Origin of the sequence: Pseudomonas sp. Irchel s3f10, assembly GCF_900187515.1 — a bacterium.
GTDB classification, from domain to species: Bacteria; Pseudomonadota; Gammaproteobacteria; order Pseudomonadales; family Pseudomonadaceae; genus Aquipseudomonas; species Aquipseudomonas tensinigenes.
The window spans coordinates 53896-74727 of sequence record NZ_FYDZ01000012.1; the positions used below are offsets into that span (position 1 = coordinate 53896).

Here is a 20832-nt window from a genome sequence, read left to right on the forward strand (position 1 = left end):
GCCTGCTCGCGATGGCGGTGTGTCAGGCAACTAATGTGTTGGCTGACAGGACGCCATCGCGAGCAGGCTCACTCCTACAGTGTTAACCATTCATGCTTTGAAAATGCGCGAGCATCCGCTGCGCATCCGGCACCACACCGCTGAACAATTCAAACGCCTTCACCGCCTGAAACACCGCCATGTTGCCGCCATCCAGCGTTCGGCAACCCAATGCGCGGGCGTTGCGCAGCAGCTCGGTTTCCAACGGGAAATACACAATCTCGGCCACCCACAATTCCTTGCGCAGCAGTTCGACCGGCACCGGCATGCCCGGCAGTTTGGCCATGCCCATCGGCGTGGTGTTGACCAGACCGTCAGCCAGATTCAGCGTACTCGGCAGATCCCGACCCGCCACCGCACGACCAAAGCCAAAATGCTCATTGAGATTATTCGCCAGGCTCTCGGCGCGCTCACTGTCGACATCGAAAATAGTCAGTTGCTGTACGCCTTCGCTCAATAATGCGTGGGCCACTGCCGCACCGGCGCCACCGGCGCCCATCTGGACTACGCGCTCGCGGGCGGCGTCTTTCAGACCTCGACGAAAACCTTCGGCGAATCCAAGGCAGTCGGTGTTGTGACCGACACGTTTGCCGTCCTTCAACACCACGGTGTTCACCGCGCCGATGCCCTTGGCTTCCGGTGACAGCTCATCGAGCAGCGGGATGATCGCCTGCTTGCACGGGAAGGTAATGTTCAGCCCGGTGTAGTTCATCCGCTCGGCCGCCAGCAGCAGGTCGGGCAGGGCGGTGCTGTCCATTTTCAGTTGATCGAGATCGATCAGTCGGTACAGATAACGCAGGCCTTGGGCATCGCCTTCGTGCTCATGCAGCGCTGGCGTGCGCGAGGCCTGAATGCCGGCGCCGATCAGCCCGGCGAGTATGACGTTAGAGCGAGACATGCGAGTTATCCCTTCAACCGCTGACTGAAATGTTCCAGCGCCAGGCGATAGCCATTGCTGCCAAAACCGGCCATCACCGCCGTGGCAATCGCCGAGACGAACGAGTGATGACGAAACGGCTCGCGGGCGTGGACGTTGGACAGGTGCACTTCAATCACTGGCAATTCACTGGCCACCAGCGCGTCACGAATCGCCACCGAGGTGTGCGTCCACGCCGCCGGATTGATCACGATCCCGGCGCAGCGACCACGGGCGGCGTGTATCCAGTCAAGCAGTTCGCCTTCGTGATTGGTCTGGCGAAACTCCACAGCCAGGCCGAATTCTTCGGCTGCTCGACCGCACAAGGCCGAGATATCCGCCAGGGTTTCGTGACCGTAAGTGGCCGGCTCGCGGGTGCCGAGCAGGTTCAGGTTCGGGCCGTTAAGCACCAGAACGATAGGGGGCATGAGGGGTAACTCCACTTATTGTTTTTGGCTTTGGCCGAGGGTTTCAGCCTGTGGAGATAAAATGTACTAGATGGTTACCATGGTCAATTGAACAAAAATGGACGTGGCTTTTTATGTTCGGTGATCGCACAGAAGCAATATTGATCGAGATATGACGACAGCTTTGCTTACGTTTTTTACCGGAGATTGACCGACTCATGACCCGTTCCGACGCTAGCCTCAAAGGCGGTGAAACGTCATGTGCTTTATCACCAGTCGTCGGATTTGAAAGGAATCTCGAATCCTGAAACTTTTTAACCTAACGGATGGGTTAGCATGAAGGTGTGCAGCTACAAAGGATTGTCGATCGTCATCATGCTGCGAGATGAACATTGCCCACCACACGTTCACGTGAATGCGGGCAGTTGGAGTGCCCGATTACAGTTCAGTTTCTGGCACAACGATATTGAGCTTTGGGACGTCGTGCCGCTTTCTCGTCGACCACCCTTGGCCGTGCTGGAAGGCTTGTGTCGATCCCTTGAGCAGCCTGCTCATCTGCGACGAGCACGCGGGATCTGGTGGTCGAAATTGCAAACTGTCTGTCTCGACAATAAATTGTGGGACAGCCATTCAAACGAAGTGTTGGGGATGAAACTCGTCACTGACACGACATACAGAGTGGGATCGGCGCGTTATCTGCCAGACGAGGGCAAAACTCTTCTGACATTGATAGACGCATTGGAAGGAGTGGAAATCGATTTATGAAGGTCATCAAAGCCAAGCCATCCGCACGTCGTCCCCTCACGGAGGAGATGATCGACGTCGCCATCCAGCAAGGGCAAGCACGCCGAACGAATAGCTTGCAGGCTGTCTCCGTAACCTTTGAGAAACCATCCCTGATCATCCGTTTTGAAGACGGCAGCGGTGTGTTGCTACCGGTGGATCGTTATCCAGAGTTCGACGGATTCAACGCAGCGGACTATGAAAGCCTGACAATCGGCTTCGCGGGCACTGCGCTTTGTCACGAGGGTAAAGACCTCGACGTTTCCATTGCCGGGATGATTTCGGCGAGCCCATCACTATTAGCCATGGCCGCTTCTGCCGTTGCTTCGCGCAACGGCCGTCAGAGCAGCGCGGCAAAGTCTGCAGCCGCGCGGGCGAATGGCAAAAAGGGCGGGCGTCCGCGTAAGGTCGATCCCGCTTAGTGAGCGCCCACAAAAAAGCCGTCAATCACGACGGCTTTTTCGCATCAGCTCCCCGCAATCAACGCCGGGTCAGCAACACACCCGATTCCATGTGATGCGTCCACGGGAACTGGTCGAACAACGCGCACTGGGTAATGCGGTGCGTGTCGTGCAACTGGGCGATGTTGGCCGCCAGGGTTTCCGGGTTGCAGGAGATGTACAGGATGTTGTCGAAGCGCCGGGTCAGCTCGCAGGTGTCCGGGTCCATGCCGGCGCGCGGCGGGTCGACGAAGACGCTGCCGAACTCGTAGCTCTTCAGGTCGATGCCTTGCAGGCGACGGAACGGGCGCACTTCGTTGAGCGCTTCGGTCAGTTCTTCGGCAGACAAACGCACCAGAGTGACGTTATCCACAGCGTTTTCGCTGAGGTTGCTCAATGCAGCGTTGACCGAGGTCTTGCTGATTTCGGTGGCCAGCACTTTGCGCACGCGAGTGGCGAGCGGCAGGGTGAAGTTGCCGTTGCCGCAGTACAGCTCCAGCAGGTCGTCTGTGCGATCGCCCAATGCTTCGTAGGCCCAATTCAACATCTTCTGGTTCACCGTGCCGTTCGGCTGGGTGAACGCGCCTTCGGGTTGGCGATAGCTGAAGGTGCGCCCGCCGACTTCGAGTTTCTCGACCACGTAATCGAGGCCAAGCACTTCGCGTTTGCCCTTCGAACGACCGATGATGCTGACGCCGAGTTCCGCAGACAGCTTGGTGGCTGCCGCGTGCCAGTGTTCGTCCAGCGGACGGTGGTAGCACAGGGTGATCATCGCATCGCCGGACAGGGTGGTCAGAAACTCCACCTGAAACAGCTTGTGGCTCAGTGCCGAACTGGCCTGCCACGCCGCCTTCAACTGCGGCATCAACTGATTGATGCGCAGGCTGGCAATCGGGAATTCTTCGATGAGGATCGGCGTGCGTTTGTCGTCCTGGGAGAACATCGCGTAATGCCGCTCGCCGCCTTCGCGCCACAGGCGGAACTCGGCGCGCAGACGGAAGTTCTGCAATGGCGAGTCGAACACGGTCGGCTCGGGGGCATCGAACGGCGCCAGCAGATCACGCAAGCGCGTGACCTTGGCTTGAAGTTGCTCGGCGTAGGCCTGGGAATCGAAAGTCATGCGTTGAACCAACCCAACTTGATCACGAACAGAATCGACAGAATCACCAGCGCCGGGTTCAGCTCACGTGCACGGCCCGACAGCAGCTTGATCGCGGTCCAGGCGATGAAGCCGAACGCGATGCCGTTGGCGATCGAGTAAGTGAATGGCATGGCCAACGTGGTGACCACAACCGGTGCGGCGACGGTGATGTCGTCCCAGTCTATTTCCGCCAGACCTGAAGTCATCAACACGGCGACAAACAGCAGTGCTGGCGCGGTAGCGAAGGCCGGAACGCTGGCCGCCAGTGGCGAGAAGAACAACGCCAGCAGGAACAGAATCGCCACGACAATGGCCGTCAGACCGGTACGCCCGCCAGCACTGACGCCGGCAGCCGATTCGATGTAACTGGTGGTAGTCGACGTGCCCAGCAACGAACCGGCCATGGCCGCGGTGCTGTCGGCGATCAGCGCACGACCCATTTTCGGCATGTGACCGTCCTTGCCCATCAGGCCGGCGCGCTTGGCGACGCCGATCAGGGTGCCGGAGTTGTCGAACAGGTCGACGAACAGGAAGGCGAAGATCACGCTGACCAGACCGATGTCCAGTGCGCCTTTGATGTCCAGTTGCAGGAAGGTCGGGGCCAGCGATGGTGGCATCGAGGTGACGCCGCCGAATGGGGTGAAGCCCATGGCGATGGACACGATAGTCACGGCCAGAATGCCGATCAGTACCGCACCGCGCACTTTCAGCGCTTCGAGGGCGACGATCAGGGCAAAGCCGAGGGTGGCGAGAATCGGTGCTGGCTGTTTCAGGTCACCGAGGCCGACCATGGTCGCCGGGTTGCTGACGACGATACCTGCGTTGTGCAGGGCGATCAGCGCGAGGAACAGGCCGATACCGGCGGCAATCGCCGAGCGCAGTGGCAGCGGAATGCTGTTGATGATCCATTCACGGATGCGGAAGATCGACAGCAGGAAAAACAGCACCGCGGAAATGAACACCGCGCCCAGCGCCACCTGCCACGTGTGGCCCATGTGCAGGACCACGGTGTAGGTGAAGAAGGCGTTCAGACCCATGCCCGGTGCGAGGGCAATCGGGTAGTTGGCGATCAGGCCCATCACCGTCGAGCCGATGGCGGCTGCCAGACAGGTGGCGACGAACACCGCGCCTTTGTCCATGCCGGTCTCGCCGAGAATGCTCGGGTTGACGAACAGAATGTAGGCCATGGCCAAGAAAGTCGTGATGCCCGCCAGAATCTCGGTGCGCACGTTGGTGTTGTGTGCCTTGAGTTGAAACAGCCTTTCCAGCATGTCTGCTCCCCGTGGCGCGCGTGGCGCCGTGAATGTATCGACCTCAACAGCAAAGCACAGACCGTCGCAAGCGCCTGGAAAATTGTGGTGGGCCGGAAAAAGCCGCGCATCATACCAGCAGCGTGAGGAATATGGCGGTTGTCGGTGTCGATCGTCGGCGAAGTTTTGCGTTGATGCCAACTGCGCCATACTGCGCGCTGATTTTTTCGGGGCGGGAAGCGCATGAGCAAGTGCTGGATGAAGGTTTTGGGTTTGATTGTCGTACTGATGGCCGGGATGTCGACAGCCTGGGCGGCATCGGCGCCACCGTTGACGCAAGTGAAAGTCATCAAGGTGCAATCGCCAGCCTGTGGTCTTGAAGACATCGGCGATGGGCAGACGCAGACCCAGTGCAATCACAGCGGACCGAACATCAAGGTTTACGTGCTCGAAGTCGGCTACGGCAAGAGCCAGCCTCAGGTCGCACTGGACGGTTTTGAAGTGAACGGCACACGTGCCCCGGTGTGTGCCTTTGATAACGGCAACCTGACCGAATGCACTCCCGGCAACAAAACCGTCGGTTCTCTTTATACCTTCGATCTGGCGGGCAAGCAGGAAGGCACCTTCACCTTCAGCAACACCTCGATCAACGCGCCACGCAACACGATGTCGACCCAGCTTTACATCAAGTAACGGCTGTTGCAGCGCGATCCGGTTGAAGCTGACTACGCTTCAAGTATTACCCAGCGGATAACGCCCATGACCTTTAGAGCCCTGATTACCCTCGCCGAGGGCATTGATGATCTGCAAAGCGTGACCCTGATCGACGTGTTGCGCCGCGCCGGCATCGAAGTGGTTGCCGCCAGTATTGAAGGACGACGCATGCTCACCTGCGCCCGCGGCACGCGCCTGACTGCCGATGGCATGCTGGTCGATGTGCTGGCGCAAACCTTTGACCTGATCGTCCTGCCCGGCGGCGCCGTCGGCGCACAGCACCTGGCGGCGCATCAACCGCTGCAACAACTGCTCAAGGATCAGGCCAGTGCCGGCCGCCTGTTCGCCGCCATCGGCGAATCCCCGGCCGTCGCCCTGCAAACCTTTGGAGTGCTGCGTCAACGACGCATGACCTGTTTGCCCAGCGCCAGCCATCAACTCTCGGGCTGTACGTTTGTTGATCAACCGGTGCTGGTCGACGGCAATTGCGTCACCGCACAAGGCTCAAGCGCTGCGCTGGAGTGTGCCTTGACGCTGGTCGAGCAACTCGGCGGCAAGGCATTGCGGGTGAAAGTGGCGGGGGAGTTGTAGGTCTGGATCGCTTCAGACCTTCACCTCTTCCACCGGCACATGCATCCGGTCCCGGTTCGCCAGCGTCGGGAACAACTTGATCCACGTCCCGGTCACCACCAGCGTGCCGATCCCGCCCATCACCACCGCCGGCACCGTGCCGAACCAGTGGGCGGTGACGCCGGATTCGAATTCGCCCAGCTGATTCGAAGCACCGATAAACAACCCGTTCACCGCGCTGACCCGGCCGCGCATTTCGTCCGGGGTTTCCAGCTGCACGAAAGACGCGCGGATGACCATGCTGATCATGTCCGCCGCGCCGAGCACCACCAGCACCGCCAGGGAGAACCAGAACGAGGTCGACAGGCCGAAGGCAATGGTCGCGACGCCAAACACCCCGACCGCGGTGAACATCACCCGGCCGACATTGCGCTCCACGGCAAATCGCGCAAGAAACAGCGACATCCCCAGTGCGCCGACCGCCGGTGCCGAACGCAGTAGGCCCAGACCCCACGGTCCGGTCAGCAGGATGTCCTTGGCGAATACCGGCAGCAGCGCCGTGGCCCCGCCAAGCAGTACCGCAAACAGATCCAGCGAAATCGCCCCGAGAATGTCCGGGCGACTGCGAATGAAGCGAATCCCCGCCAGCAATGAATCCAGCGTGGCTTTGCCTTTGTTCAACGGCGTTTGTCGCGCGGGCAGGTTGAGCATCAGGCTGCAGGCGATCACATAGAGCAGCACCGTCGGGCCATAGACCCAGACGCTGCCAAACGCGTAAAGCAAACCGCCCAGCGCTGGAGCGACGATTGTCGCCGACTGCTGCGCCGACTGCGCCGCCGCTACGGCCCGAGGAAATAGCGCGCTGGGCACAATACTTGGCAGCAACGCCTGTGTAGTCGGCATCTCGAACGAGCGCGCCGCGCCGAGCAGGAAGGCGAGGATGAAGATCATTTCGCGGGTCACGTGATCGGTGGCGCTACCGATGGCCAGCGCCAAGGCGATTAACGCCTGCAACGACTGACAGATCGCCGCCACTTTGCGTCGGTCATAGCGGTCGGCGACATGCCCGGTGTGCAGCATGAACAGCACGCGCGGAGCGAATTCGACCAGCCCGACCAGACCCAGATCGAGGACGTTGCCGGTCAATTGGTAGAGGTTCCAGCCAATCGCCACGGTGAGCATCTGGAAACCGCTGGCGGTAAAGATCCGCGCGAACCAGAAAGCGAGAAACGGGCGGTGATGACGTAACAGCAGGGGCTCTTGGCTGGGCATCTGAAGGCAGGTCTGGCTCGAGGGGAATGTCGAGGTTATCACCAGTCTGTAACAGGAAGTTGCTATGACAAAAAATTTAGTTAGCCAGACATCGATTTCCGCAAGCTTGCCGCAGGAAATGTCTGGCAGAGCATCGCGGCTGCAATGAGGCAACTTGTCACGCGGCAAACGACCACGCAGTTCATCGGCAAAAATGGGACTACTCTTTCAACGTTGCTTGATCCAGATCAAGACCCAAAAGGAATTGATCCGGTGGCCAGTTGGCCAGACTCCCTGCGTTGCGATGGTTGTTTAAAAAGAACGAATCAGAATTCGCCGCACTCCATATCCGTGGGGGCAGTGGGTGCAGGCCTCCGGGTCCGCAGCCGGTATTACCTGACAGAGGAAGCCATATGTTCGGTTTAGAGGCACTAGATCTCGCCCGAATTCAGTTCGCGTTCACCATCTCGTTCCACATCCTGTTCCCGGCCATCACCATTGGCCTGGCGAGTTACCTCGCGGTACTCGAAGGCCTGTGGCTGAAAACCCGTAACGACACCTACCGTGACCTCTACCATTTCTGGTCGAAGATCTTCGCCGTCAACTTCGGTATGGGCGTGGTCTCCGGATTGGTCATGGCCTACCAGTTCGGCACCAACTGGAGCCGCTTCTCGGACTTCGCCGGCGCCGTCACCGGGCCGTTGCTGACTTATGAAGTGCTCACGGCATTTTTCCTCGAGGCCGGTTTTCTTGGGGTGATGCTGTTCGGCTGGAACAAGGTCGGGCGCGGGCTGCACTTCTTTTCCACGGTCATGGTGGCAATCGGCACGCTGATTTCGACCTTCTGGATTCTCGCCTCCAACAGCTGGATGCAGACCCCGCAGGGCTTCGAAATCGTTAACGGTCAGGTGATTCCTACCGACTGGCTGGCGATCATCTTCAATCCTTCGTTCCCGTATCGCCTGATGCACATGGCGACGGCGGCGTTCGTGGCGACGGCATTCTTCGTCGGCTCCTCGGCGGCCTGGCACTTGCTGCGTGGCAAGGACAACCCGGCGATCCGCACCATGCTGTCGATGGCAATGTGGATGGCGCTGATTGTCGCGCCGATCCAGGCCGTCATCGGCGACTTCCATGGTCTGAACACGCTCAAGCACCAACCGGCAAAAATCGCTGCGATCGAAGGTCACTGGGAAAACCATGGTGATGAAGCGACGCCGCTGATCCTGTTTGGCTGGCCGGACATGAAAGAAGAGAAAACCAAATTCGCCGTGGAGATCCCTTACCTCGGCAGCCTGATCCTGACCCACTCGCTGGACAAACAGGTGCCGGCGCTCAAGGAGTTTCCGCCGGAAGACCGGCCGAATTCGACCATTGTGTTCTGGTCGTTCCGGATCATGGTCGGCCTCGGTTTCCTGATGATCTTCACCGGTCTGTGGAGCCTGTGGCTGCGCAAACGCGACACGCTCTACACCTCGCGCCCTTTCCTGTACCTGGCGTTGTGGATGGGGCCGTCCGGTTTGATCGCGATTCTCGCTGGCTGGTTCACCACGGAAATCGGTCGTCAGCCGTGGGTGGTTTACGGCTTGATGCGCACTGCGGATGCCTCTTCCAACCACAGCTTCATGCAGATGAGCATCACCCTGATCATGTTTGTGGTGGTGTATTTCGCCCTGTTCGGCGCAGGTCTCGGCTACATGATGCGCCTGGTGCGCAAGGGGCCGAAGATCAGCGAAGGCGCGGAAACGCCGGACGGTGGTCCAGGCAAGAAACGTACACCGGCCCGTCCGTTGTCCGCTGCCGACGATTCGGCCGATGCCGATCACGGCGACGACGACATTCGTGTGACCAAGGAGATTTGACTCATGGGTATTGATCTTCCGCTGATCTGGGCCGTGATCATCATCTTCGGCATCATGATGTACGTGGTCATGGACGGCTTCGATCTGGGCATCGGGATTCTCTTCCCGTTCATCCCCGGTAAAGTCGACCGTGACGTGATGATGAACACTGTGGCCCCGGTCTGGGATGGCAACGAAACCTGGCTGGTACTGGGCGGCGCGGCGTTGTTCGGCGCGTTCCCGCTGGCCTATTCGGTGGTGTTGTCGGCGCTGTACCTGCCGCTGATCTTCATGCTGATCGGCTTGATCTTTCGCGGCGTAGCGTTCGAGTTCCGCTTCAAGGCCAAGGATGACAAGCGCCACCTGTGGGACAAGGCGTTTATCGGTGGCTCGGTGGCAGCGACGTTCTTCCAGGGCGTGGCGCTGGGCGCATTCATCGATGGCTTGCCGGTGGTCAATCGGCAGTTCGCCGGTGGATCACTGGACTGGCTGACGCCGTTCACAATGTTCTGCGGCGCCGCGCTGGTGGTGGCCTATGCCTTGCTCGGCTGTACCTGGCTGATCATGAAAACCGAAGGCAAGCTGCAGGAACAGATGCATGACCTGGCACGGCCATTGGCTTTCGTATTGCTGGCCGTGATCGGTATTGTCAGTATCTGGACACCGCTGGCTCATCCGGATATTGCCACCCGCTGGTTCAGCATGCCGAACCTGTTCTGGTTCATGCCGGTACCGATTCTGGTGCTGGTGACGATGTACGGGCTGATCCGCGCCGTGGCGCGCAACGCCAACTACATGCCGTTCCTGCTGACGCTGGTGCTGATCTTCCTCGGCTACAGCGGCCTCGGTATCAGCCTGTGGCCGAACATCGTGCCGCCGTCGATCTCGATCTGGGACGCCGCCGCACCGCCGCAAAGTCAGGGCTTCATGCTGGTGGGCACGCTGTTCATCATCCCGTTTATCCTGGGTTACACCTTCTGGAGCTACTATGTGTTCCGCGGCAAGGTTACCCATGAAGACGGTTATCACTAAGCAAAACCCTGTGGGAGCGAGCCTGCTCGCGATGGCGTCGGCGATGGCGCCATCAATCTTGAAGAGGTTTGAAGAAAATGACTGGAAAACATTCCCTGCACGACATTGAACAAGCCGAAAAAAAACCGCTGTGGCAGCGGCTCGGCTGGTTGGCCCTGATCTGGGGCGGCAGTGTCGGCGCGCTGTTCATCGTCGCCAGCCTGATGCGCATGTTCATGAATGCCGCAGGCCTGACTACACACTGAATCATCCCGTCCCGGCGCCTTCGGGTACGGCTTTGCAACCCTCCTCACGGAGGGTTTTTTTTGCCTCGGGATTACTTGCGGGCCTTGAGAATCACGAATTTCGGTGTGGCGGCCACTTGCTCGACGCCGCGAAACAGCCGCGCCAGTTTGCTGTGGTAACCCAGATGACGGTTGCCGACGATGTACAGCGCGCCACCCACCACCAGCGCTTCGCGCGCCTGCTGGAACATGCGCCAGGCCAGAAAGTCACCGACCACTTGCTGCTGATGGAACGGCGGATTGCACAGCACCACGTCCAGCGATTGTGCTTCCTGGCCGGCCAGACCGTCGCCGGCACGCACGATCACCTCGCGATCGCCCAGCGCTGCGCGCCAGTTCTCGGCAGCCGATTGCACTGCCATGAACGATTCGTCGACCAGCGTGTACTGCGCATCAGGGTTTTGCAGAGCGCTGGCGATCGCCAGCACGCCATTGCCACAGCCCAGATCGGCGACTCGGGCACTGCCCAGGTTTTTCGGCAGATGCGGGAGGAAGGCGCGTGTGCCGATGTCCAGGCCTTCGCGGCAGAACACGTTGGCGTGGTTGAGCAATTCGATCGACGGCTCGTCGAGGCGATACCGCGAAGGGTAGGGCGAGACAGCCGGAGCTTTTGCTTCAGGTGTGGCGATCAACAGCCGAGCCTTTTTTACCGCCAGAGAGGCTTGTACCGGACCGATGTAGCGTTCAAGCAGATCACCGGCAGCGCGTGGCAGGTGTTTGACCATGGCCGCTGCGACCACTTCGGCGCCGGGTGCGAGCTGCCCTTGCAAGCGGATCAGTTGTTCTTCCAGCAGCGCGAGGGTTTTCGGCACACGGATCAGTACCCGGTCGAACGGCCCGACCAGTGGTTCGCTGGCGGGGATCCCGCGAATGGCGTCGAATGCCTGGCCATTGCGCAGCAGGTTTTTCTCCAGCCCCTGAAACCCCAGAAACGAGTCGCCGCTGCTGCTGACCTTGACCTTGCCGAGCAGGCTCGCCGCCAGCGCACCGAAACTGTCGTTGAGCACCAATACCCGCGTGTCGGCTGTCGGCTGCTGCGCTGCCAGATGGTTGAGCAGGTATTCATCGGCGGCATCGAACGCTTGCAACGGCTCGTTCTGCTGTTCGGGCTGGCGGATCAGGTCGAGTTGGGCGAAGGGTGTATCGAGCAAAGGCATGGGGCGGGGACTCAGGGTAATCGAGGGGTGTCCCGCGGCCAGCGGGAGCTTGCGGCGGAACCCGACCGAGTGCACTGCAACGCGAGGAAGACTGCGCCATCACTCAGGAAGGGCGTAAATGTTACGTTTTTTTCGTCGGAAATACCCGCAAGTTTTAATCCTTTACAAGGCCTCGCATCTAGATGATGCCAGCTCTGGCTGCCGCAATGACGGCAGAAATCTTGTTGCAGACGTTGAGCTTCTCGATCACGTTTTGTACGTGGTAGTTCACGGTGCGTTCGCTCAGGCTAAGAATCTTCGAGATTTCGTAGGCGGTCTTGCCCCCGGCGGATAACTGCAGAATCTCCAGCTCTCGGGAGGAGAGATGTGGCTGTCGGGTCTTGGCTGCCATGGGGAGCGTGCGGGCGAATAATTCGCTCAAATGACTGGCCGCATAAAAGATGTAGCCGAAATGCTCATACAACTCGAGTGGGCTGATCGGGCAATGCTTGCGCGCCAGGCTGAGAATGCTGCAAAAGCCGCTTGCTTCATGATGGAAAGATTGTGACCAGCCATGTTGCAGACCTTGTTCTTGCAAGCCCTGCCAAAGTCGCGGAGCGTTGGAAAACAGCGCTTCATTCCAGATCACCGGCATCATTGAGTGATTGCCGTGTGCTATTACCGGGTCAACTTCAGAGTAGTGCAATTGCTCATATTGTTCATTCCATTGGGTGGGATAGTTATTGATTTGCAGGGCATTGGTCTTTGTGACTTGCTGCGGTGAAGTGACTGATATTGCGAAGAAATTAAATCCCAGGTTTTCGGCAAATCTCAGCAGTATCGGGTAGGCAGTATCAATACCTTTGGCGAAAGTCAGTTGTTTTAACTGTGACTCCTTCCACGTTTCCATTAAAAGTGCTCCGTGCAATGTCTGGGGTGCTTGTTGGATCCAACGGGATTAGCACGCAAACGAGTGTAGGACGTTTCCTACTTTGCGTTTTGATTTTTTTGCTCTTAAAGGGAGGGGCAACTGCATAACGTGTTCTTAAGTACGTGGTGTTATATGTGACTTGTCATCTTGGCAGTTTTTATTGGCAAGTGACGTTTGACAAGACTTGTACAATTCTTGAACGGTAGTTGAATGCGCGCAATATCATTACGAATCAGTGGTGTTTAAGAGTGCGGCTTTGCGCGAAACTGGTGGCAATCGTTGAATGGAGTGCCCCATGACAGCCAGCGTAGAGAATTTCACCTGCCAGACCTTGCTAGACGTAAAACCCTTGACGCCCAGCCTGTTCACCTTGCGAACCACCCGTGACCCGGGATTTCGTTTTCGGGCCGGTCAGTTCGCCCGCCTCGGTGTGGTCAAGGCTGATGGCAGTACAGTTTGGCGTGCCTATTCCATGGTGTCCTCACCGTTCGATGAGCACCTGGAATTCTTTTCCATTGTGGTGCCCGGTGGCGAATTCACCAGTGAACTGAGTCGACTTGAAGTCGGAGATACGCTGCTGGTGGATCGGCAGGCGTTTGGCTATCTGACCCTGGATCGTTTCGTCGATGGCCGGGATTTGTGGCTGTTGTCCACCGGTACGGGAGTGGCCCCGTTCCTGTCGATTCTGCAGGACTTTGAAGTCTGGGAAAGATTCGCACGGATCATTCTGGTGTATAGCGTCCGGGAGGCGCGCGAACTGGCGTACCAGTCATTGATTGCGGGTCTGGCACAGCGCGATTATCTGGCGGAGCACATCCACAAACTGCAATTCATCCCGACCGTCACGCGAGAGTCACATCCTGGCGCGCTGGCTGGGCGGATTACCACGCTGATCGAAAACGGCGAGCTTGAGCGCGCCGCAGGCGTGGAGCTTTCGGCCGAACACTCCCGAGTCATGCTGTGTGGCAATCCACAGATGATTGACGACACTCGCGCCTTGCTGAAAAAACGGCACATGAGCCTCAGCCTGACCCGTCGACCTGGCCAGGTGGCGGTGGAAAACTACTGGTAAACAAACGGCGCCTCGCAGGCGCCGTTGTGTTTTGTGCCGAAGGTTCAGGGCTGTGTATTTTGTGCCTTGAGCAAATCGCGGATCTCGCCCAGCAATTCCTCTTCCTTGGTCGGAACCGGTGGCAGGCTAGGGGCCACGGCTTCTTCGCGTTTCAGACGGTTGATGGCTTTGACACCCATGAAAATGGCGAAGGCAACGATGATGAAGTCGAGCACAGTCTGCAGGAACTTGCCGTAAGCCAATACCACCGCCGGGCTGTCTCCCACTGCGGCCTTTAGCGTAATGGCCAGGTCACTGAAGTCCACCCCGCCGATCAGCAGGCCGATTGGCGGCATGATCACGTCGCCGACAAACGATGAAACGATCTTGCCGAAGGCGGCACCGATGATGATACCGACGGCCATGTCGACCACATTGCCTTTGACCGCGAAGGCCTTGAACTCACTTAGCACGCCCATAGGTTATTTCCTTGTTACAGATGAGTTTGGTGTACGCAGTGTAAATCAGCAGAACGCGTCCTGCGCGAAACACCTTCTTACAATGCCCGTTTTTATCGACACATCAATCGACGATTAGTTTGCAAAGTGCCACCAATCGCGCGCGTTATATCCTGTAAACCGCTGATGAGAAAGCCAATTTTGTCAATCATGGCGTTACGTTCTTTCTATTTATGTTCGACGTCGCAGGCCTCTAGCCTTGGGTTGGCGCATCTGGATGCGCCCCAAAACAACCAGAGGATCCTGATATGAACTCCGCACTTGGACTGGGGGCTTTTCCCCGTCGCCGTACCTTCGGTGTACTCACCGCCAGCTTGCTGACCTTCTCCGTTAACGCCGCGCCGCTGACTCGCGATAACGGTGCCGCAGTGGGCGACAATCAGAACTCGCAGACTGCCGGCGCCAATGGCCCGGTGCTGCTGCAGGATGTGCAACTGATTCAGAAGTTGCAGCGTTTTGACCGTGAACGCATTCCCGAGCGCGTGGTTCACGCTCGCGGTACCGGCGCCCATGGCACCTTCACCGTGACCAACGACCTCAGCGACCTGAGCAAGGCCAAGGTGTTCGCCGCCGGCCAGAGCACGCCGGTGTTTGTGCGCTTCTCTGCGGTGGTGCACGGCAATCACTCGCCGGAAACCCTGCGTGACCCACGGGGTTTTGCCACCAAGTTCTACACGGCCGACGGCAACTGGGACCTCGTCGGTAACAATTTTCCGACCTTTTTCATCCGTGACGCGATCAAGTTTCCCGACATGGTGCATGCGTTTAAACCGGACCCACGGACTAACCTCGATGACGATTCGCGTCGCTTCGACTTCTTCTCCCATGTACCGGAGGCCACTCGCACGCTGACCGAGTTGTATTCGAATTCGGGAACTCCCGCCAGTTATCGAGAAATGGACGGTAACGGCGTACATGCGTACAAGTTGATCAACGCCAAGGGCGAAGTTAACTATGTAAAGTTTCACTGGAAGAGCTTGCAGGGGATTAATAATCTGACGCCAAAGCAAGTCGCTAACGTTCAGGGTCAAGACTACAGTCATATGACCAATGATCTGGTGAGCAACATTAATAAAGGTAACTTCCCGAAATGGGACTTGTACATTCAAGTGCTGAAGCCACAAGATTTGTCCAAGTTTGATTTTGATCCATTGGACGCAACGAAGATCTGGCCGGGTATTCCTGAGCGAAAAGTTGGACAAATGGTGTTGAACCGTAATCCGGCGAATGTCTTCCAGGAAACCGAACAAGTGGCCATGGCGCCAGCGAATATTGTTCCAGGTATCGAGCCTTCCGAAGACCGTTTGTTGCAAGGTCGAGTGTTCTCTTATGCTGATACGCAAATGTATCGCCTGGGTGCCAATGCGCTGCAATTGCCGATCAATGCGCCAAAAGTTGCCGTGAATAATGGCAATCAGGATGGCGCGATGAACTTCGGCGCCAGCAACAGCGGCGTGAACTATCAGCCGAGCCGACTGCAACCCCGAGATGAGACGCCAGGTGCGCGTTACAGCCAGGCGGCGCTGTCGGGCAGCACGCAGCAGGCGAAGATCCAGCGTGAGCAGAACTTCAAGCAGGCCGGTGATCTGTATCGCTCGTTCAGCCAGCAGGAGCGCAAGGACCTGATCGACAGCTTCGGCGGCTCGCTGGCGACCACCGATGAGGAGAGCAAGCACATCATCCTGTCCTTCCTTTATAAGGCCGACCCGGAATACGGGACCGGTGTGACCAAAGTGGCCAAGGGTGACCTGAGCCGGGTCAAGACGTTGGCGGCCAAACTGGCCGACTGATCTTGACGCCGTGCAGAACGGGGCCTGATTCAGGCCCCGTTCTGCCCAAGGAGAGTGTTTATGCGTCCCTATGTCTTACTGTTACTCGCCTGCCTGTCCTTTACAGCCCAGTCCGGGCAAAGCCCTGAGGCGATCAAGGCCCAGTTGCAGGATTACTATTTCGATGCCGCCCGGCGCGGTGACGTGCCGATGCTCGACACCTTCATCGAGTCCGGCTATTCCCTCGATACCCGCGACAGCAAAGGCTACACCGCGCTGATTCTCGCGGCTTATCACGGTCAAGCGCCTGCGGTGGAGCGGTTACTCGCGGCCGGCGCCGATGCCTGTGCGCAAGATCAACGTGGCAACACCGCGCTGATGGGGGCGATTTTCAAAGGTGAATTACAGATCGCCCGCCGTTTGATGGCCACCGATTGCAGCCCCGATCAGCGTAACGGCGCCGGGCAGACGGCGGCCATGTACGCCGGATTGTTCAAGCGCCTGGAATTGCTCGATGGGCTCAAGGCCAAGGGCGCCGACCTCAATGCCGAAGACCCGTTGGGCAATAGCGCCGCGCGTCTGGCCAACGGCGAAATCCGCACCGCCGCGCCGCGCTGAGCGGTGGCTGCGTTATCATCGCGGTTTTTGCCGGGGGATCCAGATGGCCAAGGCCAAGCGCATGTACGGCTGCACTGAGTGCGGCGCAACCTTTCCCAAGTGGGCGGGCCAGTGCGGCGAGTGCGGCGCCTGGAACACCCTGACTGAAACCATGATCGAGAGCGGTGGTGCCACGGCGCCGACCGGCCGCACCGGTTGGGCCGGGCAGCAGGCGCAGATCAAGACGCTGGCCGAAGTCAGCATCGAAGAGATTCCGCGTTTCTCCACCGCGTCCGGTGAACTGGATCGGGTTTTGGGCGGCGGTCTGGTCGATGGTTCGGTGGTGTTGATCGGCGGTGATCCTGGCATAGGTAAATCGACGATCCTGTTGCAGACCCTGTGCAACCTCGCCAAGAGCATGCCGGCCCTTTATGTCACTGGCGAAGAATCCCAGCAGCAAGTGGCCATGCGCGCCCGGCGCCTCGGCTTGCCCCAGGATCAACTGCGGGTGATGACTGAAACCTGCATCGAAACCATTATCGCCACGGCCCGTCAGGAAAAACCCAAGGTGATGGTGATCGACTCGATCCAGACGATCTTCACCGAACAGCTGCAATCGGCACCTGGCGGCGTATCGCAAGTGCGCGAGAGTGCGGCGTTGCTGGTGCGTTACGCCAAGCAAAGTGGTACGGCGATTTTCCTCGTCGGCCACGTCACCAAGGAAGGCGCGCTGGCGGGGCCTCGAGTTCTCGAGCACATGGTCGACACCGTGCTGTATTTCGAAGGCGAGTCCGATGGGCGTTTGCGTTTGCTGCGTGCGGTGAAAAACCGTTTCGGCGCCGTTAACGAACTCGGCGTGTTCGGCATGACTGACAAGGGTTTGAAAGAAGTCTCCAACCCCTCGGCGATTTTTCTCACTCGCGCGCAGGAAGAAGTCCCCGGCAGTGTGGTGATGGCAACGTGGGAAGGCACGCGGCCGATGCTGGTTGAAGTGCAGGCCTTGGTTGATGACAGTCATCTGGCCAATCCGCGCCGGGTGACGTTGGGGCTGGATCAGAACCGTTTGGCGATGTTGCTGGCGGTTTTGCATCGCCATGGCGGGATTCCGACGCACGATCAGGACGTGTTCCTCAACGTGGTGGGCGGGGTGAAGGTGCTGGAGACGGCGTCTGACCTGGCGCTGATGGCGGCTGTCATGTCGAGTCTGCGCAATCGGCCGTTGCCGCATGATCTGTTGGTGTTCGGCGAGGTCGGCTTGTCCGGTGAAGTGCGCCCGGTGCCGAGCGGGCAGGAGCGTTTGAAGGAAGCGGCCAAGCATGGCTTCAAACGGGCGATCGTGCCGAAGGGCAATGCGCCGAAGGAATCCCCACCGGGCTTGCAGATCATTGCCGTGACCCGCCTCGAACAGGCCCTTGACGCCCTTTTCGAATAAACCACCGACCTCTGTAGGAGTGAGCCTGCTCGCGATAGCGGTACATCAGCCAACTGAAGTGTTGAATGTAAAAACGCTATCGCGAGCAGGCTCACTCCTACATTTGATCTGTGGTGGATTCTAGATTTCGATCAGGGCGCCCAGTTCGCGTTCCAGTTCGGCCTCATCCGCCAGATTCAACTCGATCAACCGTCGCAAGCGCTGGATCGATTCGAGGCTGATATGTCGGCAGACAAAGCCCAACTGGCCTTTTTCTTCATGGGCCAACTGCACATCCATCTCGATATCGACGTCATCGCTCAAATGAATGTCGACGAGAAAGTCCTGCGACTTGTCCCCCAGCCAAGGCTCCGGCCGCTCGATCAGCAGTCCCTTGAGCGACAGGTCGATCAGCTTGACCGGCCAGATGTACTCGCCCTGACTCAGCTCGGTTCTAGCATCGAACGCAATACGTTTGAAACGACGTCGATTGGCGGGGTGCTCGCTCATGGCGCAATCCTCATGAAGGTTCGCTGACTATAGACCGCGAATGCGGGCGCCAGCCAATCGCTAAAGCGTCTAGACCAACGTCGGGGTATGGCCTTTGGCGCCGTAAGCGCTAAACTCGGGGTGGCTGTCTTTCTTGTCCACCCTGGCTGGAATAATAAAATGAAAAATAATAATAGCCTGCTACGCCACTTACCCTGGCTAGTGCTGGCAATCGTAGGAGCGTGCGCCCTGGGCGTAGTGGCATTGCGCCGCGGCGAGGCGATCAACGCCTTGTGGATTGTGGTCGCCGCCGTGGCCATTTATCTGGTTGCGTACCGTTACTACAGTCTGTTCATCGCCAACAACGTGATGCAACTTGATCCACGTCGGGCCACCCCCGCCGTGCTCAACAACGACGGTCTGGACTATGTGCCGACCAACAAACACATTCTTTTCGGTCACCACTTCGCTGCCATCGCTGGCGCGGGGCCTCTGGTCGGCCCGGTATTGGCCGCGCAGATGGGCTACTTGCCCGGTACGCTGTGGCTGATAGCTGGGGTGGTGCTGGCGGGCGCGGTGCAGGACTTCATGGTTCTGTTCATGTCGACCCGGCGCAACGGCCGTTCCCTGGGCGACATGGTGCGTGAAGAAATGGGCCGCGTGCCCGGCACCATCGCCCTGTTCGGCTGCTTCCTGATCATGATCATCATCCTCGCGGTGCTGGCGCTGATCGTGGTTAAAGCGCTGGCCGAGAGCCCGTGGGGCATTTTCACCGTGATGGCAACCATCCCGATCGCGATGTTCATGGGCATTTACATGCGCTACATCCGCCCGGGTCGCATCGGCGAAATCTCCGTGGTCGGCGTGTTGCTGCTGCTCGGTTCGATCTGGCTCGGTGGGCAGATTGCTGCTGATCCGGTGTGGGCCAAGGCGTTCACCTTCACCGGCGTGCAGATTACCTGGATGCTGGTCGGTTACGGTTTCGTCGCTGCATCGCTGCCGGTGTGGCTGATTCTGGCACCGCGTGACTATCTGTCGACGTTCCTCAAGATCGGCACCATCGTCGCCCTGGCGATCGGTATTCTGATCACCATGCCCGAGCTGAAAATGCCGGCGCTGACCCAGTTCGTCGACGGCACCGGCCCGGTATGGAAGGGCGGTCTGTTCCCGTTCCTGTTCATCACCATCGCCTGCGGTGCGGTTTCCGGTTTCCACGCACTGATTTCTTCGGGCACCACGCCGAAGCTGCTGGATAACGAAACCAACGCCCGTTACATCGGTTACGGCGGCATGCTGATGGAGTCGTTCGTGGCGATCATGGCCATGGTTGCCGCGTCGGTGATCGAGCCAGGCGTGTACTTCGCCATGAACAGCCCGGCCGCCGTGGTCGGCAGTGATGTCGCATCGGTAGCGCAAGTGGTCAGCAGTTGGGGCTTCGCGATCACGCCGGAAGCGCTGCAGGCCGTGGCGCATGACATCGGTGAAACCACCATCCTGGCCCGTGCCGGTGGTGCGCCGACCCTGGCGGTCGGTATCGCGCAGATCCTGCACAGTGTCCTGCCGGGTGAAAACACCATGGCGTTCTGGTACCACTTCGCGATCCTGTTCGAAGCGCTGTTCATCCTCACTGCTGTCGACGCCGGTACCCGGGCCGGGCGTTTCATGCTGCAGGATCTGCTCGGCTCCTTCGTTCCGGCACTGAAACGTACCGAATCGTGGACCGCCAACCTGATCGCCACCGCCGGTTGTGTGGCGATGTGGGGCTGGTTGCTGTATCAGGGCGTGATCGATCCACTGGGCGGCATCAACACCCTGTGGCCACTGTTCGGTATCTCTAACCAGATGCTGGCCGGTATCGCGCTGATGCTCGGCACCGTGGTCCTGATCAAAATGAAGCGCCAGCGCTACATTTGGGTCACCCTGCTGCCGGCCACTTGGCTGCTGATTTGCACCACGACTGCAGGCTTCATCAAACTGTTCGATGCCAACCCGGCGATCGGCTTCCTGTCGCTGGCCAAGAAATACAGCGATGCGCTGGCCAATGGTCAGGTGCTGGCACCGGCAAAAAGCGTCGAGCAGATGCAGCACGTGATCTTCAACGCTTACACCAACGCAACGCTCACCGCGCTGTTCCTGTTCGTGGTCTTCAGCATCCTGTTCTATGCGCTCAAGGTCGGCATCGCCGCCTGGGGCAAAAAAGAGCGCACGGATAAAGAATCGCCATTCCAGGCTCTGCCGGATGCGTAACCAGAGGATTGCAGC

General features: G+C 58.8%; 21 protein-coding genes. 12 read left to right on the forward strand and 9 right to left on the reverse strand.

The window, feature by feature from the left end; genetic code table 11:
• Positions 1–82: 82 nt before the first annotated feature.
• Together CKW17_RS22255 and aroQ are read right to left on the reverse strand one after the other, a co-directional pair.
• Positions 83–937 (reverse strand): shikimate dehydrogenase, encoded by an 855-nt coding sequence (locus CKW17_RS22255; protein ID WP_095121666.1) that lies wholly within the window; start codon positions 935–937, stop codon positions 83–85.
• A gap of 5 nt (positions 938–942) precedes the next feature.
• Positions 943–1383, reverse strand: coding sequence for a type II 3-dehydroquinate dehydratase (gene aroQ / locus CKW17_RS22260; protein WP_064118766.1), 441 nt, complete (start codon positions 1381–1383; stop codon positions 943–945).
• 315 nt (positions 1384–1698) lie between these two features.
• On the opposite strand from aroQ, the gene CKW17_RS22265 reads away from it, so the two are divergent.
• Entirely contained in the window at positions 1699–2127 is a 429-nt protein-coding gene (locus CKW17_RS22265) for a DUF4160 domain-containing protein (RefSeq protein ID WP_095121668.1), read from the forward strand.
• Positions 2124–2567 (forward strand): DUF2442 domain-containing protein, encoded by a 444-nt coding sequence (locus CKW17_RS22270; RefSeq protein WP_095121669.1) that lies wholly within the window; start codon positions 2124–2126, stop codon positions 2565–2567. Before CKW17_RS22265 ends, CKW17_RS22270 begins: the two co-directional genes overlap by 4 nt.
• 58 nt (positions 2568–2625) lie before the next feature.
• On the opposite strand, the gene trmA is transcribed toward CKW17_RS22270, so the two are convergent.
• Together trmA and CKW17_RS22280 are read right to left on the reverse strand one after the other, a co-directional pair.
• Entirely contained in the window at positions 2626–3705 is a 1080-nt protein-coding gene (trmA, locus tag CKW17_RS22275; protein ID WP_095121671.1) for a tRNA (uridine(54)-C5)-methyltransferase TrmA, read from the reverse strand.
• A complete protein-coding gene (locus CKW17_RS22280) occupies positions 3702–4997 on the reverse strand; it encodes an NCS2 family permease (protein WP_095121672.1) in 1296 nt (431 codons plus the stop codon). Before CKW17_RS22280 ends, trmA begins: the two co-directional genes overlap by 4 nt.
• Positions 4998–5219: 222 nt before the next feature.
• On the opposite strand from CKW17_RS22280, the gene CKW17_RS22285 reads away from it, so the two are divergent.
• Both CKW17_RS22285 and CKW17_RS22290 read left to right on the forward strand, forming a co-directional pair.
• Positions 5220–5669: a DUF4879 domain-containing protein gene (locus tag CKW17_RS22285; RefSeq protein ID WP_095121674.1), complete on the forward strand. Its 450-nt coding sequence runs from the start codon at positions 5220–5222 to the stop codon at positions 5667–5669.
• Between the two features lie 66 nt (positions 5670–5735).
• The gene (locus CKW17_RS22290; RefSeq protein ID WP_095121676.1) at positions 5736–6281 is read left to right on the forward strand and encodes a DJ-1 family glyoxalase III; all 546 of its coding nucleotides are present in this window, start codon (positions 5736–5738) and stop codon (positions 6279–6281) included.
• Positions 6282–6293: 12 nt separating this feature from the next.
• On the opposite strand, the gene CKW17_RS22295 is transcribed toward CKW17_RS22290, so the two are convergent.
• Positions 6294–7532, reverse strand: coding sequence for an MFS transporter (locus CKW17_RS22295; protein ID WP_095121678.1), 1239 nt, complete (start codon positions 7530–7532; stop codon positions 6294–6296).
• A 392-nt stretch (positions 7533–7924) separates the two neighbouring features.
• Between CKW17_RS22295 and CKW17_RS22300 the strand changes: the two genes are divergently transcribed.
• The 3 genes from CKW17_RS22300 (at position 7925) to CKW17_RS22310 (ending at position 10629) form a co-directional block, all read left to right on the forward strand.
• Positions 7925–9373: a cytochrome ubiquinol oxidase subunit I gene (locus CKW17_RS22300; protein WP_095121680.1), complete on the forward strand. Its 1449-nt coding sequence runs from the start codon at positions 7925–7927 to the stop codon at positions 9371–9373.
• Between the two features lie 3 nt (positions 9374–9376).
• The gene (gene cydB, locus CKW17_RS22305) at positions 9377–10384 is read left to right on the forward strand and encodes a cytochrome d ubiquinol oxidase subunit II (protein WP_007909749.1); all 1008 of its coding nucleotides are present in this window, start codon (positions 9377–9379) and stop codon (positions 10382–10384) included.
• A 77-nt stretch (positions 10385–10461) separates the two neighbouring features.
• The gene (locus tag CKW17_RS22310) at positions 10462–10629 is read left to right on the forward strand and encodes a DUF2474 domain-containing protein (RefSeq protein ID WP_095121682.1); all 168 of its coding nucleotides are present in this window, start codon (positions 10462–10464) and stop codon (positions 10627–10629) included.
• A gap of 71 nt (positions 10630–10700) precedes the next feature.
• Here CKW17_RS22310 and CKW17_RS22315 read toward each other — a convergent pair whose 3' ends face one another.
• Both CKW17_RS22315 and CKW17_RS22320 read right to left on the reverse strand, forming a co-directional pair.
• A complete protein-coding gene (locus CKW17_RS22315) occupies positions 10701–11825 on the reverse strand; it encodes a class I SAM-dependent methyltransferase (protein WP_095121684.1) in 1125 nt (374 codons plus the stop codon).
• A gap of 178 nt (positions 11826–12003) precedes the next feature.
• A complete protein-coding gene (locus CKW17_RS22320) occupies positions 12004–12714 on the reverse strand; it encodes an autoinducer binding domain-containing protein (protein ID WP_095121686.1) in 711 nt (236 codons plus the stop codon).
• Positions 12715–13030: 316 nt separating this feature from the next.
• Between CKW17_RS22320 and CKW17_RS22325 the strand changes: the two genes are divergently transcribed.
• Complete coding sequence (locus tag CKW17_RS22325) at positions 13031–13807, forward strand: ferredoxin--NADP reductase (RefSeq protein WP_095121689.1); 777 nt, start codon at positions 13031–13033, stop codon at positions 13805–13807.
• Positions 13808–13851: 44 nt separating this feature from the next.
• On the opposite strand, the gene mscL is transcribed toward CKW17_RS22325, so the two are convergent.
• On the reverse strand, positions 13852–14265 hold the full coding sequence (mscL, locus tag CKW17_RS22330) for a large-conductance mechanosensitive channel protein MscL (RefSeq protein WP_095121691.1): 414 nt from the start codon (positions 14263–14265) through the stop codon (positions 13852–13854).
• 287 nt (positions 14266–14552) lie between these two features.
• On the opposite strand from mscL, the gene katB reads away from it, so the two are divergent.
• The 3 genes from katB to radA are packed head-to-tail and all read left to right on the forward strand — an operon-like array spanning position 14553 to position 18102.
• The gene (gene katB, locus CKW17_RS22335; RefSeq protein WP_095121693.1) at positions 14553–16094 is read left to right on the forward strand and encodes a catalase KatB; all 1542 of its coding nucleotides are present in this window, start codon (positions 14553–14555) and stop codon (positions 16092–16094) included.
• A 60-nt stretch (positions 16095–16154) separates the two neighbouring features.
• Positions 16155–16691: an ankyrin repeat domain-containing protein gene (locus CKW17_RS22340; protein ID WP_095121695.1), complete on the forward strand. Its 537-nt coding sequence runs from the start codon at positions 16155–16157 to the stop codon at positions 16689–16691.
• Between the two features lie 43 nt (positions 16692–16734).
• Entirely contained in the window at positions 16735–18102 is a 1368-nt protein-coding gene (gene radA / locus CKW17_RS22345; RefSeq protein WP_007909773.1) for a DNA repair protein RadA, read from the forward strand.
• Between the two features lie 120 nt (positions 18103–18222).
• Here the strand turns inward: radA and CKW17_RS22350 are convergent, their stop codons facing one another.
• Entirely contained in the window at positions 18223–18591 is a 369-nt protein-coding gene (locus CKW17_RS22350; protein WP_095121697.1) for a PilZ domain-containing protein, read from the reverse strand.
• Positions 18592–18750: 159 nt separating this feature from the next.
• On the opposite strand from CKW17_RS22350, the gene CKW17_RS22355 reads away from it, so the two are divergent.
• Positions 18751–20817: a carbon starvation CstA family protein gene (locus CKW17_RS22355; RefSeq protein WP_095121699.1), complete on the forward strand. Its 2067-nt coding sequence runs from the start codon at positions 18751–18753 to the stop codon at positions 20815–20817.
• The last annotated feature ends 15 nt before the right edge of the window (positions 20818–20832 follow it).

Excerpts from the sequence above, each read along its gene's own strand:
- CKW17_RS22255 (WP_095121666.1), bottom strand. The coding sequence starts at position 937 with ATGTCTCGCTCTAACGTCATACTCGCCGGGCTGATCGGCGCCGGCATT.
- CKW17_RS22290 (WP_095121676.1), top strand. The coding sequence starts at position 5,736 with ATGACCTTTAGAGCCCTGATTACCCTCGCCGAGGGCATTGATGATCTG.
- cydB (WP_007909749.1), top strand. The coding sequence starts at position 9,377 with ATGGGTATTGATCTTCCGCTGATCTGGGCCGTGATCATCATCTTCGGC.
- CKW17_RS22300 (WP_095121680.1), top strand. The coding sequence starts at position 7,925 with ATGTTCGGTTTAGAGGCACTAGATCTCGCCCGAATTCAGTTCGCGTTC.
- CKW17_RS22320 (WP_095121686.1), bottom strand. The coding sequence starts at position 12,714 with ATGGAAACGTGGAAGGAGTCACAGTTAAAACAACTGACTTTCGCCAAA.
- CKW17_RS22285 (WP_095121674.1), top strand. The coding sequence starts at position 5,220 with ATGAGCAAGTGCTGGATGAAGGTTTTGGGTTTGATTGTCGTACTGATG.
- CKW17_RS22270 (WP_095121669.1), top strand. The coding sequence starts at position 2,124 with ATGAAGGTCATCAAAGCCAAGCCATCCGCACGTCGTCCCCTCACGGAG.
- CKW17_RS22350 (WP_095121697.1), bottom strand. The coding sequence starts at position 18,591 with ATGAGCGAGCACCCCGCCAATCGACGTCGTTTCAAACGTATTGCGTTC.
- CKW17_RS22280 (WP_095121672.1), bottom strand. The coding sequence starts at position 4,997 with ATGCTGGAAAGGCTGTTTCAACTCAAGGCACACAACACCAACGTGCGC.
- CKW17_RS22295 (WP_095121678.1), bottom strand. The coding sequence starts at position 7,532 with ATGCCCAGCCAAGAGCCCCTGCTGTTACGTCATCACCGCCCGTTTCTC.
- trmA (WP_095121671.1), bottom strand. The coding sequence starts at position 3,705 with ATGACTTTCGATTCCCAGGCCTACGCCGAGCAACTTCAAGCCAAGGTC.
- katB (WP_095121693.1), top strand. The coding sequence starts at position 14,553 with ATGAACTCCGCACTTGGACTGGGGGCTTTTCCCCGTCGCCGTACCTTC.
- radA (WP_007909773.1), top strand. The coding sequence starts at position 16,735 with ATGGCCAAGGCCAAGCGCATGTACGGCTGCACTGAGTGCGGCGCAACC.
- CKW17_RS22340 (WP_095121695.1), top strand. The coding sequence starts at position 16,155 with ATGCGTCCCTATGTCTTACTGTTACTCGCCTGCCTGTCCTTTACAGCC.
- CKW17_RS22265 (WP_095121668.1), top strand. The coding sequence starts at position 1,699 with ATGAAGGTGTGCAGCTACAAAGGATTGTCGATCGTCATCATGCTGCGA.
- mscL (WP_095121691.1), bottom strand. The coding sequence starts at position 14,265 with ATGGGCGTGCTAAGTGAGTTCAAGGCCTTCGCGGTCAAAGGCAATGTG.
- aroQ (WP_064118766.1), bottom strand. The coding sequence starts at position 1,383 with ATGCCCCCTATCGTTCTGGTGCTTAACGGCCCGAACCTGAACCTGCTC.
- CKW17_RS22310 (WP_095121682.1), top strand. The coding sequence starts at position 10,462 with ATGACTGGAAAACATTCCCTGCACGACATTGAACAAGCCGAAAAAAAA.
- CKW17_RS22325 (WP_095121689.1), top strand. The coding sequence starts at position 13,031 with ATGACAGCCAGCGTAGAGAATTTCACCTGCCAGACCTTGCTAGACGTA.
- CKW17_RS22355 (WP_095121699.1), top strand. The coding sequence starts at position 18,751 with ATGAAAAATAATAATAGCCTGCTACGCCACTTACCCTGGCTAGTGCTG.
- CKW17_RS22315 (WP_095121684.1), bottom strand. The coding sequence starts at position 11,825 with ATGCCTTTGCTCGATACACCCTTCGCCCAACTCGACCTGATCCGCCAG.